The sequence below is a fragment of the Pseudomonas fluorescens genome (assembly GCF_002837185.1).
GTDB classification, from domain to species: Bacteria; Pseudomonadota; Gammaproteobacteria; order Pseudomonadales; family Pseudomonadaceae; genus Aquipseudomonas; species Aquipseudomonas fluorescens_AM.
In genome coordinates this window covers 61615-79345 of sequence record NZ_KZ477995.1, presented here as the reverse complement: position 1 = coordinate 79345, position 17731 = coordinate 61615, and the positions used below count along the sequence as shown (strand labels likewise).

General features: G+C 59.6%; 15 protein-coding genes. 14 read left to right on the top strand and 1 reads right to left on the bottom strand.

Going from position 1 to position 17731, the window contains the following annotated elements; translation table 11 throughout:
* The first annotated feature begins 120 nt into the window (after window positions 1–120).
* From gcvH to CIB54_RS12690, 6 genes are all read left to right on the top strand, one after another.
* Complete coding sequence (gene gcvH, locus CIB54_RS12715) at window positions 121–504, top strand: glycine cleavage system protein GcvH (protein WP_065949356.1); 384 nt, start codon at window positions 121–123, stop codon at window positions 502–504.
* A 10-nt stretch (window positions 505–514) separates the two neighbouring features.
* Entirely contained in the window at window positions 515–3352 is a 2838-nt protein-coding gene (gene gcvP / locus CIB54_RS12710) for an aminomethyl-transferring glycine dehydrogenase (protein ID WP_065949355.1), read from the top strand.
* A gap of 156 nt (window positions 3353–3508) precedes the next feature.
* Window positions 3509–4885 (top strand): L-serine ammonia-lyase, encoded by a 1377-nt coding sequence (locus CIB54_RS12705; RefSeq protein ID WP_101219947.1) that lies wholly within the window; start codon window positions 3509–3511, stop codon window positions 4883–4885.
* 39 nt (window positions 4886–4924) lie between these two features.
* Window positions 4925–6049, top strand: a complete 1125-nt coding sequence (gcvT, locus tag CIB54_RS12700) for a glycine cleavage system aminomethyltransferase GcvT (protein WP_101219946.1) — start codon at window positions 4925–4927, stop codon at window positions 6047–6049.
* Window positions 6050–6441: 392 nt separating this feature from the next.
* Window positions 6442–6654, top strand: coding sequence for a cold-shock protein (locus CIB54_RS12695; protein ID WP_065949352.1), 213 nt, complete (start codon window positions 6442–6444; stop codon window positions 6652–6654).
* Between the two features lie 94 nt (window positions 6655–6748).
* Window positions 6749–7237 carry an RDD family protein gene (locus CIB54_RS12690; RefSeq protein WP_101219945.1) on the top strand — a complete coding sequence of 163 codons (489 nt, stop codon included), beginning with the start codon at window positions 6749–6751 and terminating at the stop codon, window positions 7235–7237.
* Window positions 7238–7311: 74 nt separating this feature from the next.
* Here CIB54_RS12690 and nadA read toward each other — a convergent pair whose 3' ends face one another.
* Window positions 7312–8370 (bottom strand): quinolinate synthase NadA, encoded by a 1059-nt coding sequence (nadA, locus tag CIB54_RS12685; RefSeq protein ID WP_065949350.1) that lies wholly within the window; start codon window positions 8368–8370, stop codon window positions 7312–7314.
* A 451-nt stretch (window positions 8371–8821) separates the two neighbouring features.
* Here nadA and CIB54_RS12680 point away from each other — a divergent pair, with 451 nt between their 5' ends.
* From CIB54_RS12680 to CIB54_RS12645, 8 genes are all read left to right on the top strand, one after another.
* Window positions 8822–9535 (top strand): autoinducer binding domain-containing protein, encoded by a 714-nt coding sequence (locus CIB54_RS12680; protein ID WP_101219944.1) that lies wholly within the window; start codon window positions 8822–8824, stop codon window positions 9533–9535.
* Between the two features lie 174 nt (window positions 9536–9709).
* On the top strand, window positions 9710–10264 hold the full coding sequence (locus CIB54_RS12675; RefSeq protein WP_232790547.1) for an acyl-homoserine-lactone synthase: 555 nt from the start codon (window positions 9710–9712) through the stop codon (window positions 10262–10264).
* An 87-nt stretch (window positions 10265–10351) separates the two neighbouring features.
* Window positions 10352–11302, top strand: a complete 951-nt coding sequence (locus tag CIB54_RS12670; RefSeq protein ID WP_101219943.1) for a diiron oxygenase — start codon at window positions 10352–10354, stop codon at window positions 11300–11302.
* Between the two features lie 25 nt (window positions 11303–11327).
* Window positions 11328–11927 (top strand): anthranilate synthase component II, encoded by a 600-nt coding sequence (locus tag CIB54_RS12665; RefSeq protein ID WP_083216665.1) that lies wholly within the window; start codon window positions 11328–11330, stop codon window positions 11925–11927.
* Window positions 11928–11967: 40 nt separating this feature from the next.
* On the top strand, window positions 11968–13428 hold the full coding sequence (gene pabB / locus CIB54_RS12660; protein ID WP_083217904.1) for an aminodeoxychorismate synthase component I: 1461 nt from the start codon (window positions 11968–11970) through the stop codon (window positions 13426–13428).
* Window positions 13425–14687 carry a chorismate mutase gene (locus tag CIB54_RS12655; RefSeq protein WP_101219942.1) on the top strand — a complete coding sequence of 421 codons (1263 nt, stop codon included), beginning with the start codon at window positions 13425–13427 and terminating at the stop codon, window positions 14685–14687. The genes pabB and CIB54_RS12655 overlap by 4 nt, the downstream gene beginning before the upstream one ends.
* Window positions 14684–16006 (top strand): hypothetical protein, encoded by a 1323-nt coding sequence (locus tag CIB54_RS12650; protein WP_065949345.1) that lies wholly within the window; start codon window positions 14684–14686, stop codon window positions 16004–16006. Before CIB54_RS12655 ends, CIB54_RS12650 begins: the two co-directional genes overlap by 4 nt.
* On the top strand, window positions 16003–17706 hold the full coding sequence (locus CIB54_RS12645; RefSeq protein WP_065949344.1) for a thiamine pyrophosphate-binding protein: 1704 nt from the start codon (window positions 16003–16005) through the stop codon (window positions 17704–17706). The genes CIB54_RS12650 and CIB54_RS12645 overlap by 4 nt, the downstream gene beginning before the upstream one ends.
* Window positions 17707–17731 lie beyond the last annotated feature (25 nt).

Genomic DNA, 17731 nt, shown 5'->3' with positions numbered 1-17731 from the left:
CGATAATTTCGATAACCCATTGTTTTGTAACACTTTAATAACATTGGCCGCGATATTGCTAAGTAACTCCCCATTATTCCAATCCCGTCCACCAGACGAATCTGGCCCTGAGGAGTTTCCATGAGCGAGTTGCGTTTCACTGAAGATCACGAATGGCTGCGCGCCGAAGCCGATGGCAGCGTCACCGTGGGCATTACCGCTTTTGCGCAGAACGCGCTGGGTGATGTGGTTTTCGTGCAACTGCCTGAGCTGCAGGCCTACGACAAGGGCGCTGAAGCGTCCACCGTGGAGTCGGTCAAGGCCGCCAGCGGCGTGTACATGCCGTTGGACGGTGAGGTTCTCGAAGTGAATGACAAACTCGATGGCAGCCCCGAACTGGTCAACGAAGACCCGATGGGCGACGGCTGGTTCTTCCGTTTCAAACCGACCGATGCCAGTGCAGTGGCTAAGCTGTTGGATCAGGATGCGTACGACCGCCTGATCAAAGCCAACGCTGAAGCCTGAGGAGCGCGCCATGACCGTTAATCTGACCACCGCCAACGAATTCATCGCCCGCCACATCGGGCCGCGCCAGGAAGACGAGCAGCACATGCTCGCCAGCCTGGGTTTTGATTCCCTCGAAGCCCTGAGCGCCAGCGTGATCCCGGAAAGCATCAAGGGCACCAGCGTGCTCGGCCTGGAAGACGGCCTGAGCGAAGCCCAGGCCCTGGCCAGGATCAAGGCGATTGCCGGCCGCAATCAATTGTTCAAAACCTATATCGGCCAGGGCTACTACAACTGCCATACGCCGTCGCCGATCCTGCGTAACCTCCTGGAAAACCCGGCCTGGTACACCGCCTACACCCCTTACCAGCCCGAGATTTCCCAGGGTCGCCTGGAAGCGCTGCTGAACTTCCAGACCCTGATCAGCGACCTCACCGGCCTGCCGATCGCCAACGCCTCCCTGCTCGACGAAGCCACCGCCGCCGCCGAAGCCATGACCTTCTGCAAGCGCCTGAGCAAGAACAAAGGCAGCAACGCGTTCTTCGCCTCGGTACACAGCCACCCGCAAACCCTCGACGTCCTGCGCACCCGCGCCGAGCCACTGGGCATCGATGTGGTAGTGGGCGATGAGCGCGAACTGAGCGACGTCAGCGCATTCTTCGGCGCCCTGCTGCAATACCCGGCGAGCAACGGTGACGTGTTCGATTATCGCGAGCTGACCGAACGCTTCCACGCTGCCCATGCGCTGGTCGCCGTGGCGGCCGACCTGCTGGCCCTGACCCTGCTGACCCCGCCGGGCGAATTCGGCGCCGACGTGGCCATCGGCAGTGCGCAGCGCTTTGGCGTGCCGCTGGGCTTTGGCGGCCCGCATGCGGCGTACTTCTCAACCAGGGACGCGTTCAAGCGCGACATGCCGGGCCGTCTGGTCGGGGTGTCGGTGGACCGTTTCGGCAAGCCGGCCCTGCGCCTGGCCATGCAGACCCGCGAGCAACATATCCGCCGCGAGAAAGCCACCAGTAACATCTGCACCGCCCAGGTGCTGCTGGCCAACATCGCCAGCATGTACGCCGTTTACCACGGCCCTGAAGGCCTGACCCGCATCGCCCAGCGCGTGCACCAGTTGACCGCGATCCTGGCCAGGGGCCTGACCGCCCTGGGCCTGAAAGTCGAGCAGGAAAACTTCTTCGACACGATCACCCTCAACACCGGTGCCAACACCGCCGCCCTGCACGACAAGGCCCGTGCCCAGCGCATCAACCTGCGCGTAGTGGACGCCGAACGTGTCGGCCTGTCGGTCGACGAGACCACCACCCAGGCCGATATCGAAGCCCTGTGGAACATCTTCGCCGACGGCAAGGCCCTGCCCGCCTTCGCCGCGACCGAAAGTACCCTGCCGACCGCCCTGTTGCGCCAGTCGCCGATCCTCAGCCACCCGGTGTTCAACCGTTATCATTCGGAAACCGAGCTGATGCGCTACCTGCGCAAGCTGGCCGACAAGGACCTGGCGCTGGACCGCACCATGATCCCGCTGGGTTCATGCACCATGAAGCTCAACGCCGCCAGCGAAATGATCCCGGTGACCTGGGCCGAGTTCGGTGCCCTGCACCCGTTCGCCCCGGCCGCACAAAGCGCCGGCTATCAGCAACTGACCACCGAACTGGAGGCCATGCTCTGCGCGGCCACCGGTTACGACGCCATTTCCCTGCAACCGAACGCCGGTTCCCAGGGTGAATACGCCGGCCTCCTGGCGATCCGCGCCTACCACCAGAGCCGTGGCGAAGCGCGTCGCGACATCTGCCTGATCCCGTCGTCGGCCCACGGCACCAACCCCGCGACCGCCAACATGGCCGGTATGCGCGTGGTGGTCACCGCCTGCGACGCACGTGGCAACGTCGACATCGAGGACCTGCGCGCCAAGGCCATCGAGCACCGCGAGCACCTCGCCGCGCTGATGATCACCTACCCGTCCACCCACGGTGTGTTCGAGGAAGGCATCCGCGACATCTGCGCGATCATCCACGACAACGGCGGCCAGGTGTACATCGACGGCGCCAACATGAACGCGATGGTGGGCCTGTGCGCACCGGGCAAGTTCGGCGGCGATGTCTCCCACCTGAACCTGCACAAAACCTTCTGCATCCCCCACGGCGGTGGTGGCCCGGGCGTTGGCCCGATTGGCGTCAAGTCGCACCTCACGCCATTCCTGCCAGGCCACGCGGCCATGGAGCGCAAGGAAGGCGCGGTCTGCGCCGCACCGTTCGGCAGCGCCAGCATTTTGCCGATCACCTGGATGTACATCAGCATGATGGGCGGCGCGGGCCTCAAGCGCGCTTCGCAATTGGCAATCCTGAATGCCAACTACATCTCTCGTCGCCTGGAAGAGCATTACCCGGTGCTGTACACCGGCAGCAACGGCCTGGTCGCGCACGAGTGCATCCTCGATCTGCGCCCGCTCAAGGACAGCAGCGGCATCAGCGTGGACGACGTGGCCAAGCGCCTGATCGACTTCGGCTTCCATGCGCCGACCATGTCGTTCCCGGTGGCAGGCACCTTGATGATCGAGCCGACCGAAAGTGAATCCAGGGAAGAACTGGACCGCTTCTGCGATGCCATGATCGCCATTCGCGAAGAGATTCGCGCCGTGGAAAACGGCACCCTGGACAAGGACGACAACCCGCTCAAGAACGCCCCGCATACCGCAGCGGAACTGGTGGGCGAATGGAGCCACCCTTACAGTCGCGAACAGGCGGTCTACCCGGTTGTTTCGCTGATCGAAGGCAAGTACTGGCCGCCGGTGGGCCGGGTCGACAACGTGTTTGGCGATCGCAACCTGGTGTGTGCGTGCCCGTCTATCGAGAGCTACGCGTAACCTGTCTGGCTGAACGCGGTCAAAAAATGTGGGAGGGGGCTTGCCCCCGATAGCGGTGTGTCAGCCACTCTATCTATCAACTGACACTCCGTCATCGGGGGCAAGCCCCCTCCCACCTTTTGACCACCTCAATAATAAGAAACCGGAGAACAACTCATGTCTTTAAGCGTGTTCGACCTGTTCAAAATCGGCATCGGCCCCTCCAGCTCCCACACCGTCGGCCCGATGCGCGCCGCCGCGCGCTTCGTCGAAGGCCTCAAGCGTGATGCGCTGCTCAATACCACCCACCGCATCAAGGTGGAACTTTATGGCTCCCTCGGCGCCACCGGCAAAGGCCACGGCAGCGACAAGGCCGTGTTGCTGGGCCTGGAAGGCGAGCACCCGGACACCGTGAACACCGAAACCGTGGCCTCACGCCTGGCGCAGATGCGCAGCGACGGCCGCCTCAACCTGCTCGGCGAACACAGCATTGCGTTCAACGAGAAAGAACACCTGGCGATGATTCGCAAACCCCTCGCCTACCATCCCAACGGCATGATCTTTCGTGCCTTCGATACGGCCGGTATCCAGGTCCGCAGCCGCGAGTACTACTCGGTCGGCGGCGGCTTTGTAGTGGATGAAGATGCCGCCGGTGCCGACCGCATTGTCGAAGACGCCACGCCCCTGACCTTCCCGTTCAAACATGCCAAGGACTTGCTCGGCCATTGCAGCACTTACGGGCTGTCCATCAGCCAGGTGATGCTGACCAATGAAAGCGCCTGGCGCCCGGAAGCGCAAACCCGCGCCGGCCTGCTGAATATCTGGCAGGTCATGCAGGACTGCGTGGATGCGGGTTGTCGCAATGAAGGGATTTTGCCGGGCGGCTTGAAGGTCAAGCGTCGTGCCGCGGCCCTGCATCGTCAACTGTGCAAGCACCCGGAATCGGCGCTGCGCGACCCACTGTCGGTACTTGACTGGGTCAACCTGTATGCGCTGGCGGTCAACGAAGAAAACGCCAACGGCGGGCGTGTCGTCACCGCGCCCACCAACGGTGCGGCCGGGATCATTCCGGCCGTGCTGCATTACTACATGCGCTTTATCCCCGGCGCCAACGAAGACGGCGTGGTGCGCTTCCTGCTCACCGCCGCTGCCATTGGCATTCTGTACAAGGAAAACGCCTCGATCTCCGGCGCCGAAGTCGGTTGCCAGGGCGAGGTCGGCGTGGCCTGTTCCATGGCCGCCGGCGCACTCTGCGAAGTGTTGGGCGGCAGCGTGTCACAAGTGGAAAACGCCGCCGAGATCGGCATGGAACACAACCTTGGCCTGACCTGCGACCCCATCGGCGGGCTGGTGCAGGTGCCGTGCATCGAGCGCAATGCGATGGGCTCGGTCAAGGCGATCAACGCTGTGCGCATGGCCTTGCGCGGCGATGGGCAGCACTTTGTTTCCCTCGACAAAGTGATCCGCACCATGCGCCAGACCGGCGCCGACATGAAAAGCAAATACAAGGAAACCGCCCGTGGCGGTTTGGCAGTCAACATTATCGAGTGCTGACGCCTACAAGCGCGCCAGCACGTTTTTCAGGAGCTGAACATGTCCACCGAAACCCTGTTGAAAACCCCGTTGCACGCCCTGCACCTTGAACTGGGCGCGCGCATGGTGCCCTTCGCCGGCTACGACATGCCGGTGCAATACCCGCTGGGCGTGATGAAAGAGCACCTGCACACCCGTGAACAGGCCGGCTTGTTCGATGTGTCGCACATGGGCCAGATCCGCCTGACCGGCGTCAATGCCGCCAAGGCCCTGGAAACCCTGGTGCCGGTCGACATTATTGACCTGCCGGTGGGCATGCAGCGCTACGCAATGTTCACCAACGAGCAGGGCGGCATCCTCGACGACCTGATGGTGGCCAACCTGGGCAACGACGAACTGTTCCTGGTGGTCAACGCCGCCTGCAAAGACCAGGACCTGGCGCACCTGCGTCAACACATCGGCGACCAGTGCAGCATCGAGCCGCTGTTCGAAGAACGCGCGCTGCTGGCCCTGCAAGGCCCGGCGGCGGTGAAGGTGCTGGCGCGCCTGGCACCGCACGTCACCAAAATGACCTTCATGCAGTTTGCCTCCCTGCGCTTGCTGGGTGTGGACTGCTACGTCAGCCGCTCCGGCTACACCGGTGAAGACGGCTTCGAAATTTCCGTACCGGCCGAAAATGCCGAGCGCCTGGCCCGCAGCCTGCTGGCCGAAGTCGAAGTGCAGGCGATCGGCCTGGGCGCTCGCGACTCGCTGCGCCTGGAGGCCGGCCTGTGCCTGTACGGTCATGACATGAATACCGAGACCACGCCAATCGAAGCCAGCTTGCTATGGGCGGTCTCCAAGGCGCGCCGTGCCGATGGCGCGCGTGCCGGCGGCTTCCCCGGTGCAGACCGGATCTTCACCCAGCAGCAAACCGGCGTGAGCCGCAAACGCGTAGGCTTGTTGCCCCAGGAACGCACTCCGGTGCGTGAAGGCGCGGAAATCGTCGACGCACAGGGTACGGTGATCGGCAGCGTGTGCAGCGGTGGCTTTGGCCCAACCTTGGGCGGACCGCTGGCGATGGGTTACCTGGACAGCGCATTTGCCGCACTGGATACCGAAGTGTCTGCGCTGGTGCGTGGGAAAAAGGTGCCATTACGTGTAAGTAAAATGCCATTTGTCCCGCAACGTTACTTCCGTGGCTGATGGAGCGTTTCCATAAGTAACGCGGTTGCGTTACGTGCACTAAACTGTAACGCAGCCGCCATATAACAGTGCACAAGCGATAGTCATTGTTATAGGGCGTGCCCTATAACAAGTGAGCACGCCTATCGAATAAGCTGGCGCCACTTTATTCACCCAATTGTCATCAACCCGAGCAAAATCGGGCTCTCTGGCAGGGCTTGTTTTTTTCATATTAGTTGGCGTAGAGTTTGCCCACTGTGTTTGCATGGGTCGCTTGGAACCTGGACCTGGGCAGTAGCTGAAGTAGTTGTGCTACAACCCGTTCGACGTCTCTTACTTTCCTGCAACCCAGCCCAGTACTCTTTCATGTGAAAGAGGCTGTCATTAATTTTTAGCGTCAAAGGAAAGAAGAAATGTCGACACGTCAGAGCGGTACCGTCAAGTGGTTCAATGACGAAAAAGGCTTTGGTTTTATCACTCCAGAAAGCGGTCCGGATCTGTTCGTGCATTTCCGCGCTATCCAGGGCAACGGCTTCAAAAGCCTGAAGGAAGGCCAAAAGGTTACCTTCGTCTCAGTGCAGGGCCAAAAAGGCCTGCAGGCTGACGAAGTCCAAGCAGAAGGCTGATCCTTCCTGCGACAAAAAGCCCCTGATATGACATCAGGGGCTTTTTTATGGGCGCCATTGCGTAAACTGCACGTTTTCAGCCGAGAGCCCTGCCATGTCCACCCCCCTGTTGTGCCCCCAAGGCGAGTTCCCCGCTGTTGGCCTGGGCCGCCGCCTGGCAGCGATGTTCTATGATTTCCTGTTGTGCACCGCGCTGCTGATCGTCACCGCGTTTATCTACAAGCTGGTGTGGATCGCCTTTGTGGGTGAGGCGAAGATGCGCACACTTACCGAATCCGGTGCACTGGACGGTGACCCGCTGCTGTCGACGATTCTGCTGTTTGTGCTGTTCGGTTTCTTCGCCAAGTTCTGGACCCATTCCGGGCAAACCCTGGGCATGCAGGTATGGGGCGTGCGCGTGCAAAACGCCGACGGCACGCGTATCAGCCTGTGGCAGGCACTGCTGCGTTTTGTGGTGTCGATTGCGTCGTGGTTGTGCGTGGGGCTGGGGTTTATCTGGTCGCTGTTCGACAAGCAAAAGCGTAGCTGGCATGACATCTATTCGAACACGCAACTGGTGCGTATCCCCAAGCAAAAGAAGTAACCACAAGATAGCGCAGATCCAAATGTGGGAGGGGGCTTGCCCCCTCCCACAGTTTTTACCCGGGCAGCCTTGTGTCAGGCGTTGCCGGCGAGCTTGAGGCGTGCAGCCTGGGTGAAGTCGAGCATGCGCTTGAGCGGCCGCACCGCCTGCGGGATCACCGAAGGCTCGACGAATACCTCGTTAGTGCCCTCGCGCAAGCACTGCAATGTACGCTCCAGCGTATTCATCGCCATCCACGGGCAATGCGCGCAGCTGCGGCACGCGGCACCGTTACCGGCGGTAGGTGCTTCGATGAAGACCTTGTCCGGGCACAGCTGCTGCATCTTGTAGAAGATGCCGCGGTCGGTGGCGACGATGAACGTCTTGTTCGGCAGGCGCTGCGCCGCCGCAATCAACTGGCTGGTGGAACCGACGGCGTCCGCCAGTTCGATCACCGAAGTCGGCGATTCCGGGTGGACCAGGATTGCGGCCTCCGGATACAGCGCCTTCATGTCTTCGAGCTGCTTGGATTTGAACTCTTCGTGGACGATGCAGGCACCGTCCCACAGCAGCATGTCGGCGCCGGTCTGACGCTGGATGTAAGTGCCCAGGTGTTTGTCCGGCCCCCAGATAATCGTCTCGCCGTTGTCCATCAGGCTTTCGACGATCTCCAGCGCGCAACTGGACGTCACCACCCAATCGGCACGGGCTTTGACTGCCGCCGAGGTATTGGCGTAGACCACCACCGTGCGCTCGGGGTGCTGGTCACAGAACGCGGAGAACTCATCCACCGGGCACCCCAGGTCCAGGGAGCAGGTGGCTTCCAGGGTCGGCATCAGGATACGTTTTTCGGGGGTAAGGATTTTCGCGGTTTCGCCCATGAACCGCACCCCGGCCACCAGCACGGTCCTGGCCGGATGAGCGGCGCCGAAGCGCGCCATTTCCAGGGAGTCGGACACACAGCCGCCGGTCTCTTCGGCCAGGGCCTGAATCACCGGGTCGCAGTAGAAGTGGGCGACCAGCACCGCGTCTTGCGCTTTGAGCTCGGCGGCAATGGCAGCCCGCAGGCTCGCCTCTTCATCGGCGCTGAGGGCCTTGGGCTGCTTGGCGTCGAGATGGGCTTGAACCAGTAGGCGTTCGGAAATATGGGTCATGTTCGCAAGACCTGCAGGCGCAGTAGCGCGAAAGTCGAGTGTACCACCGGCTCTGGAGCCCTTCGGGCGCCGCCGGACGAAGTGTGTGTTCATCAAGCACGGGTAAAGCTGAAGCTGCGCAAGGCTACAGAATATCGAATGGATTCAAAAGCCTAATCTGGCGCACGCAGGCCTGCCCGTCGGCTACAAACACACGTGAGCCTACGCCGGCCGCGTCACTTGCCTGACTCTATAGTTTCACTAGTGCCCACAGCCCGTTGATAGTATCTTCGCCGCGATGTTTCTAAACATTTCAAGGCTGCATGAATGCCAGGTCAGATCTGCTTCATTCAGGCGCTGCTGAAAAAATAAGGATGGGACGCCGCTCCCGGCACCTTCATCAGGTAACGCGGAGCCGGGCACAGTCCCTGAAACGTGACTTGCCGTTGAGGCAGAGAGACAAGGAGGTCTGATGAATACATGGAAAGGCGATATGTGGAACATTTTCGAGTTCGACATATGTGAACAAAGTATTTTCAAAAAAATTACCGCCACTGCGCAGCAACTCGGCTTTGACCACTGCGCTTATGGCCTGCAACTGCCTTTGCCACTGACCGCCCCCAAGGTCATTATTCTCGACAACTACCCTGATGCCTGGAGAGCCCGCTACAGCGCGGCTCACTACGTCAAGATTGATCCTGCGGTCCTGCATGGGCGTCGCACGCAGGATCCACTGGTCTGGAGTGCGTCAAGTTTCAGTCTCGCCCCTGAACTGTGGGAGGAGGCAAATGCTTATGGCATTAAAGTAGGCTGGTCGCAGTCGCACATCGATCTGATTGGCGCCGGCGGTATGCTCAGCGTGTCGAGGTGCGCACAGCCACTGAGCCCATCAGAACTGGCGGATATTCAAAGCAAACTTGTCTGGCTGGTGTCCATTGCTCATTCGTCGCTGTCGAGAGCCATCACCCATCGTCATCGAAAAGAACAAGACCCCAACCTGACGTTTCGTGAATTGGAAGTACTCAAATGGACCGCCGATGGAAAATCAGCAGGCGAGATTTCAGACATTCTTACCGTGTCTAAAAACACCATAGACTTTCATATTAAAAATGCCATTCTCAAGCTAAAAACCTGCAATAAAACCGCTGCCGTCGTGCGTGCGGCCATGCTCGGTTTACTTGTGTGAATGAGTGATCGAATACTCAGCGCGTCAATAATATAGCGCTGTCGAGTGCCAGAATCATGGCATGGACGAAACTAGCACGCGGTGCCCAGTCGGGCAACCTACGATTTATGGTAGGTGGCCCGTGACCCATTTTTATATCTAATTGCCCGGCAGACTCTCGCCAGGTGATAAAAAGTGCACTTCATTACCGGAACATCATCCACATTGCCGCCCGCTGTAATGACCGCGATAGGACACTATCGTCACAAAGTGTTCGTTGAACACCTGGGTTGGAAGCTGAATTGCACCGACGGTCTCGAATACGATCAATTCGATCGTGACGACACCGTCTATGTGGTTGCTCGGAATGACGATGATCACATCATCGGCACTGCCCGGTTACTCAGCACCACCCGCCCCTATTTATTGAGCGAAGTGTTTCCCGAGTTGTTAAGCGGCGAAACACCGCCGAATTCGGAAACTGTCCTGGAATTGTCGCGCTTCGCGGCAATGGATTTCGACGTGCGAAATAAAAAAGCGGCGTCTCAGTTTTCTTCCGATATCGCCATCGACTTGATGCGCGAAACCCTGGCGAGCGCCGCCGGCCAGGGCGCAAACAAGTTAATTACGGTGTCGCCCCTGGGCGTTGAACGGTTGCTGCGCAATGTCGGCATTCATGCCAGCCGTGCCGGAAAAGTCACGCACTCCGACGGAAAGAAGATTTTCGCATCGTGGATAACAGTCGCGTGATTCACCCCTTTTTTATTAGCTGACAGACACACCACCGTCGACCGCGACGCTGTTCGCGCCTCGTGTCTCAACCCCTGGAGGGCCGTCATGCCTGAATCTCAATTGCTCAATAAAATTACCGATACCTGGTACGCCAAGGCGACCGTACGCTCAACCCCACGCATTCTCGTGCCCGACTACAGCAGCGAACAGCTTATTTATCCAGTGGCGCGCTGCTCTATCTGCGAGCACCCCTTGGTGCTGGAGCTGGGCCCGCAGGTACGCTCGTATATCTTGACCCAGGCGGCTTATCAGTTTCTGTACGGCGTCGGCTTACTCGAAACAAAATTCGTCATCCAGTGCTGTCTGGACATGCTTCATAACAATATTAAAGACATCAGTGATGCAGCCAAACTGCAGGCGCTGACGGTGATCGTTGACGAGGGCTACCATGCTCATGTTGCGCTTGACTACATCATTCAGATGAAGAAAAAGAGCGCCATTGACCCCCTGGAAGTGCCGCAAACCAATCGCAAACTTGATGCCACCGCGCGCGCCTATGCCAGCCTGCCGGAAAGTATGCGCATGGACTTCCAACTGTTGGCCGTGACACTCGCCGAGAACGTCTTGACCGATGAAGTTGCCAACTTGGGCCGTGAGCGGGAACTGGCCCAGTCGTTTACCACATTGATGATGGACCATGTACGCGATGAAGGCCGCCATTCTCGATTTTTCGCGGACTTGATGAAAGAGCGCTGGCCACAACTGCCTCGCGCAACACAAGAACACTTCGGTTTAATGCTACCGGCCTACCTGGATGATTTTCTCGGGGCCGATCTAAGCCGCGGTTTCGAACGCAAGATACTCGCTCATTGCGGTTTGACCGAGGCGCAGGCAGAACAAGTGATTCATGAATCCGATCCGCACTTCTCGACGGATCAGGCCCGCATGAAAAAATCGATATTGCAACGTATCTACCGACTGCTCAACCAGATCGGCGTATTAGAACTGGACAGCGTTAAAGATGCTTTTTCAGATCGTAACTATGTCACGACTTGAGCGTTAAGAAACGAGAGCCGGCCCCATGTTCAAGACTTTGATCATCGATAACTTCGATTCTTTCACCTACAACCTCTATCAATATATGGGGCAAGTAACGGGGGAAGAACCTGATGTCTTTACCAATGATGCGTCGCCCCACGATATCGACTTGGGCCGCTACGACTGCATCATCGTATCTCCAGGCCCGGGCACACCCAAGCGCCGGCAAGACGTGGGGATCAGTGAAGACATGATCCGCGACGCGCATGTGCCTCTGCTGGGGGTTTGCCTCGGGCATCAGTGCATGGCGCACGTGCATGGCATGGATGTGGACCATGCGCCGGAACCCATGCACGGCAGGGTCAGGCATATACGCCACAACAATGAAGGCGTGTTCAAAGGCCTGCCCGTGGATATGCCGGTGGTTCGTTATCACTCCCTCGTGGTGAAGGCGCTCAAGGGGCCCTTCGAACTCAGCGCCTGGGATGAAAACGGCATGATCCACGGTATCCGCCATACCGAACGACCGCTCTACGGCATCCAGTTCCATCCCGAATCCATCTGTACCGACTCCGGGCTTGACCTGCTGCGCAACTTTCGAGACATCGCGCATCGGCACAAGCTCGAGCGTCTACCCCGCTAAACCTGCCGGATGCCGGCATCACAACTATCAGGAGTGGGCAATGACGACCTTTGATGTCGAAGTCAGAGCGCTTGATTACAACCCCGATCCATTGCGTGTATTTCGCAGCGAGTTTCTTGCTTCGCCGCGTCATTTCTTTCTCGAAAGCAGCGTGGTGAAACCAGGTTTTTCGCGTTTCTCCTTTATGGGCGATTCCCATGGCCGCCTTGCTGAAACGATCACCTACGACACCTCCTCCCGCAGCGTGCGCGTTGAGCGCAGCGACGGCGTTACCCGGGAGCCGACGTCGGACTTTCTTGAGTTGATGGCCGCGCGCCTCAACCATTACCACTGCGAGCAGCCGCAGTGGCTGCCATTTGACTTCAACCTCGGGTACGTCGGCCTGCTGGGCTACGAACTCAAGTGCGAAACCCTCGGCGCTCAGGCTTACGCATCCCACTCACACGATGCAGCATTCATCCTGGCAACCCGGATGATTGCTTTCGACCACGCCGAGCAGCGCTGTTACCTGCTGTACCTGGTTGAACATGACGAAGACCGGCAGGATGCGGCGCAGTGGTTCGATCAGGTCCAGGCGCGACTGCGCGAGCAACCCCAGGTGGCGGAGCCTGTCAGCCGTCAACGCAAGCTGTCACTGCCTCAGGTTGAGGCGTGGATACAAGAGCACGCCTGTATACGGCACTCCAAGCAGCGCTATATCGACAAGATCAACGAGGCCCAGCGCGAGATCATTGACGGTGAGACCTATGAGGTCTGCCTGACCAACTTGATCGAGTTTGCGTTCGCCGACTCATCCTTCGACCTTTATTGCGTAATGCGCGAGCTGACGCCCGCTCCTCACGCCGGTTATTTTTCGATCCCCGACTTTCAGATCATCAGTTCGTCACCGGAACGCTTTCTGAAAATCGACCGTCACCACCAAGTGGAAGCCAAGCCGATCAAAGGCACCCGGCCGCGCGGGCGGTGCGCCGAGGAAGATCAGGAACTGATCGAACAGATGCGCGGTGACGAAAAAGACCGGGCAGAAAACCTGATGATCGTCGACCTGTTGCGCAACGACCTGGGGCAGGTCTGCACCATTGGTTCGGTAAGGGTGCCAGCGCTGTTTGCGGTCGAAACCTACTCCCACGTGCACCAACTGGTCTCGACCATCAGCGGGCAGCTCAAACCATCACTCAGCGCGGTTGACTGTGTACGGGCGACGTTTCCGGGTGGCTCGATGACCGGCGCGCCGAAGAAACGCACGATGGAAATCATCGACCGCCTCGAAGAGGGCCCACGTGGCGCCTATTCCGGCTCGCTCGGCTGGTTTGGCCTGGGCGGCGCCTGCGATCTCAACATCATGATTCGCTCTATCACCGTCGACGCCCAGGTCGCCCGCTTCGGCGTCGGCGGCGCAATTACCTCGCTCTCTGACCCGCTGGGCGAATACATCGAGACCATGGTCAAGGCCAGCGGTGTTGTCGAGGCCGTCACACAATTGAGGAGCACATCGGTATGAGCCTTTCCTCCCCGCATCGCCATGCCGTTGTCGTCGGCATACTCGGCTCAATCGGCCAGCTACTGGCCAATCAACTGAGCATTGCCGGGTACAGCGTCACCGGTATTGATATTGCCGTCGATGATCAATCGGTGCAGCCCCACACGGTTATCCAGGGCGATGTCTTGCGTCCCGGCAATGAAATAAAGCAGCGACTGGGTGATGCTCAAATCCTCGTGTTGGCGCTGGCCCAGAACGTCCTGAGCGAAGCGCTGCCGCAGCTGTTGCCCTCTTTACGCTCCGATTGCCTGATCGTCGACACCCTGTCGATCAAGAGCGAATTCGCCGACTTCGTCGCGACGCTGGATGTAGCGCAACCCATGGTCGGCATCAACCCGATGTTTTCCGGCGACCTGGATCCTGCCGGCAGGCCTGTGGCCGTGGTGACCTACCGCGACGGCGACGGCGACGCAGTGGCCCGGCTTGTCGAGTGGTTGCACAGCTGGCCAGCGAATGTTTTCCAGATGACCGCCAGCGAGCATGATCGGACGATGGCATACCTGCAGACCCTTGGCCACGCGTTGGTCATGGGAATGGGTTTGACGCTGGCGGAGTCCGCCGCCCCTCTGGAGAACTTGTTCGAACTGGCCCCGCCCCCCTTCAAGGTCATGCTCGCGCTGCTGGCGCGCATGACTAAAAACCATCCCGATGTGTACTGGGAAATCCAGTCGAACAACCCCTACTCCCAGGAAATACGCAGTCGCATGCTGGCGCAGCTGGGCAAGCTCGATGACAGGGTCAATAGCGGCTCACGCCTGGATTACCACGTGTCGATGGCGATGCTGAGGAACGCGCTGAAGCCACTGAATCCGGGGCTTGAAAATACCAGTCGCCACCTGTTTGAGCAGCTTGACCAGGCGCCCAAAGCAATTGAAGGGGCACCTGAAAGCCTGGCCGACTACCGCCAACGTATCGACCACATCGACGATCAACTGGTGGACTTGCTCGGCCAGCGCCTGAGCCTCATTCGAGAGGTAGCGCAAAGCAAAAAAGATCACCAGACCGCGGTCATGCAGCCCAACCGCGTGGTCCAGGTCGTCGAGCGTTGCAAGGCCAGGGGTCGCCGGCACCACATCCGCGAATCCCTGATCGAGCAACTCTACGGGCTGATCATCGATGAAGCCTGCCAGATCGAATACGACGTGATTGGCGGCCCCCGCGAGTCGCTTTACGAAGCCAGCCCATCCGCCTTCACCTCAAGCGCAGAGAAAACCCAATGAGCAATGTCAAACAACAAACCGCCCAGATCGTCGATTGGTTGAGCTCAACCCTGGGCAAGGACCACCAGTACCGTGAGGACAGCCTGAGCCTCACGGCGAACGAAAACTATCCCAGCGCCCTGGTGCGCCTGACATCCGGCTCTACAGCCGGTGCGTTCTACCATTGCTCGTTTCCCTTTGAAGTACCCGCAGGCGAGTGGCATTTCCCGGAACCGGGTCACATGAATGCCATCGCCGATCAAGTGCGTGACCTGGGTAAAACACTGATTGGCGCGCAGGCCTTCGACTGGCGCCCGAACGGCGGCTCGACAGCCGAGCAGGCTCTGATGCTCGCGGCGTGCAAACCGGGTGAAGGCTTTGTCCATTTTGCTCACCGCGACGGCGGCCACTTTGCGCTGGAGAGCCTGGCGCAGAAAATGGGGATCGAGATTTTCCACCTGCCGGTGAACCCGACCAGCCTGCTGATTGACGTCGCCAAACTCGATGAGATGGTCCGGCGCAACCCGCATATCCGTATCGTCATTCTCGATCAATCATTCAAGCTGCGCTGGCAGCCGCTGGCCGAGATCCGCAGCGTGCTGCCCGACTCCTGCACCCTGACGTATGACATGAGCCACGACGGCGGCCTGATCATGGGGGGCGTGTTCGATTCTCCCCTCAGTTGTGGCGCCGACATCGTCCATGGCAACACGCACAAGACGATCCCCGGCCCGCAAAAAGGCTATATCGGCTTCAAGTCGGCTCAGCATCCCCTGCTGGTAGACACCTCGCTATGGGTCTGCCCGCATTTGCAGAGCAACTGCCACGCCGAACAACTGCCGCCAATGTGGGTGGCATTCAAGGAGATGGAACTCTTCGGTCGGGACTATGCCGCGCAGATCGTCAGTAATGCCAAGACTCTGGCCCGTCACCTGCATGAGTTGGGGCTGGATGTGACCGGTGAGTCGTTCGGTTTCACCCAGACCCACCAAGTGCACTTTGCCGTGGGTGATCTGCAAAAAGCCCTGGACCTGTGCGTCAACAGCCTGCATGCCGGCGGCATTCGTTCCACCAATATCGAAATTCCTGGCAAACCGGGGGTGCATGGCATCCGCCTGGGTGTTCAGGCGATGACACGCCGTGGCATGAAAGAAAAAGATTTCGAAGTGGTCGCACGCTTCATCGCCGACCTGTACTTCAAGAAAACCGAACCGGCCAAGGTCGCGCAACAGATCAAGGAATTCCTCCAGGCCTTCCCCCTCGCGCCATTGGCCTACTCCTTCGATAACTACCTGGATGAGGAGTTACTGGCGGCGGTGTATCAGGGAGCCCAACGATGACCAACCTCCCCTCCACGCACATCAACCTGACCTCCGAGGAGGTCAGTCTGGGCGACCTGGTGGGTCGCGTGTTGGTAGAAAGCGGGATCGATGACCTGTTTTGCATTCCCGGTGACTTCACCATGCAGCTGTCGCGTGAGCTGTTGACCACGCCGGGGCTCGCACTCAGGACGATGTCCCATGAGTACGGCACCACACTGGCGGCGTTGGGTTATGCCGTCGGCAAAGGGGTGCCCGGCGCCGTGTGCTTCACCTACGGCGTCGGCGTGCTGAACGCCACCAACGCCATTGCCCAAGCCTATGTAGAGCGCGTGCCGTTGCTGGTGTTTTCCGGCTCGCCAGGTACCCGTGAGCGCCAGGCGCCGTTATTCCTGCACCACACGATCGTGGATCACCAGACCCAATATCGCATCATGAAGGAGATTACGGTGCACCAGGTCTGTGTGACGGACCCGCACCAGGTGCTGGAGCAACTGCGCGAAGCCGTGGCCTTGGCGGTGCTTCACTCCAGGCCGGTGTATATCGAAATTCCCCGAGACCTGTTCCAGGCGCGGGTGCGCTACAGCCCTGCCCGTCGGGTGCCGTTGGAACCCTCGACGCGCTATAGCCAGGCCGCTCGCCAGGCCGCAGAGCTGGCTTACGCGCTGGTGCGCAAAGCCCGGGATCCGGTGTTCGTGCCCGGCCTTGATCTCAAGCGGCGCGGGCTGACGGACCTGGCCATGCGCGTCTGCGAGCGCCTGGCCATGCCGTGGGTGGCCACGCCGATGTCCCGAGGCGGCATCCCCGTTTCGCACCCCAACTACCGCGGCATCTATGCCGGGCCTGCGTCACCCTCTCGGGTTACCCGTGAGCTGTTGGCCAAATGCGATGTACTGATGCTCATCGGCGAACCCAACTCTGACGTCAACATGGGCATCGCCAGTCATATCGCCAAAGGCCGCTTGATCCACGCCGATGACGGCAAGATCAGCGTCGGGCGTCAGCACTTCAACGCCTCCACCGCCGAGTTCCTGATTGCCTTCAGCGATGTGATCCACAACGCCAAGACACCGCTGGCACCACTGACCGAGACGCAAAAGGACTTCATCGTACCGACGCCGGCCAGCCTCTACCCCTCAGAAGAAAGCCCGTTGACGCCCTTCGACATCATCAACGAGCTCAACCGTCATTTCGTCACCCAACCGGATACCCAACTGGTGGTCGACTGCGGCGACGTGTTCTTCATGTCCCTGGGCATGTTCCCTGCCGACGTTCTGACCTCACCGCTGTACATGAGCATGGGGATCGCCGTGCCGGGCGCCATGGGCTACCAATTGGGTACAGGCAAGCGGCCTATCGTGCTGGTGGGCGATGGTGCGTTTCATATGACCGGCAACGAGCTGATGCGAGCCGCCAAATTCGGCCTGAGTCCTATCGTGATTGTGCTCAACAACCAACGCTGGGCCTCGCTTTCCTCGGATGCGGCAGATATCGCGCTGACCGAACAGATGCCCATGAGCTTCTCGGCAGCCGGGCAATTCCTGCAAGTCCAGGCGTTCACCGCCACCACGGGCCGCGAACTGCGCCAGCACCTGGAAGAAGCCTTGAACATGGACAGACCGGTGCTGATCGACGCTCAAGTCGACCCGTCCAAGCGCAGCTATTTGTGCGAGCGTTTTTTCGATGCGGTGAAAGGCCAGCAGCACTTGCCCAAGGCATGACCTCTCTTGCATTTACCATTTCCGA

Excerpts from the sequence above, each read along its gene's own strand:
- gcvH (WP_065949356.1), top strand. The coding sequence starts at position 121 with ATGAGCGAGTTGCGTTTCACTGAAGATCACGAATGGCTGCGCGCCGAA.
- gcvP (WP_065949355.1), top strand. The coding sequence starts at position 515 with ATGACCGTTAATCTGACCACCGCCAACGAATTCATCGCCCGCCACATC.
- CIB54_RS12705 (WP_101219947.1), top strand. The coding sequence starts at position 3,509 with ATGTCTTTAAGCGTGTTCGACCTGTTCAAAATCGGCATCGGCCCCTCC.
- gcvT (WP_101219946.1), top strand. The coding sequence starts at position 4,925 with ATGTCCACCGAAACCCTGTTGAAAACCCCGTTGCACGCCCTGCACCTT.
- CIB54_RS12695 (WP_065949352.1), top strand. The coding sequence starts at position 6,442 with ATGTCGACACGTCAGAGCGGTACCGTCAAGTGGTTCAATGACGAAAAA.
- CIB54_RS12690 (WP_101219945.1), top strand. The coding sequence starts at position 6,749 with ATGTCCACCCCCCTGTTGTGCCCCCAAGGCGAGTTCCCCGCTGTTGGC.
- nadA (WP_065949350.1), bottom strand. The coding sequence starts at position 8,370 with ATGACCCATATTTCCGAACGCCTACTGGTTCAAGCCCATCTCGACGCC.
- CIB54_RS12680 (WP_101219944.1), top strand. The coding sequence starts at position 8,822 with ATGAATACATGGAAAGGCGATATGTGGAACATTTTCGAGTTCGACATA.
- CIB54_RS12670 (WP_101219943.1), top strand. The coding sequence starts at position 10,352 with ATGCCTGAATCTCAATTGCTCAATAAAATTACCGATACCTGGTACGCC.
- CIB54_RS12665 (WP_083216665.1), top strand. The coding sequence starts at position 11,328 with ATGTTCAAGACTTTGATCATCGATAACTTCGATTCTTTCACCTACAAC.
- pabB (WP_083217904.1), top strand. The coding sequence starts at position 11,968 with ATGACGACCTTTGATGTCGAAGTCAGAGCGCTTGATTACAACCCCGAT.
- CIB54_RS12655 (WP_101219942.1), top strand. The coding sequence starts at position 13,425 with ATGAGCCTTTCCTCCCCGCATCGCCATGCCGTTGTCGTCGGCATACTC.
- CIB54_RS12650 (WP_065949345.1), top strand. The coding sequence starts at position 14,684 with ATGAGCAATGTCAAACAACAAACCGCCCAGATCGTCGATTGGTTGAGC.
- CIB54_RS12645 (WP_065949344.1), top strand. The coding sequence starts at position 16,003 with ATGACCAACCTCCCCTCCACGCACATCAACCTGACCTCCGAGGAGGTC.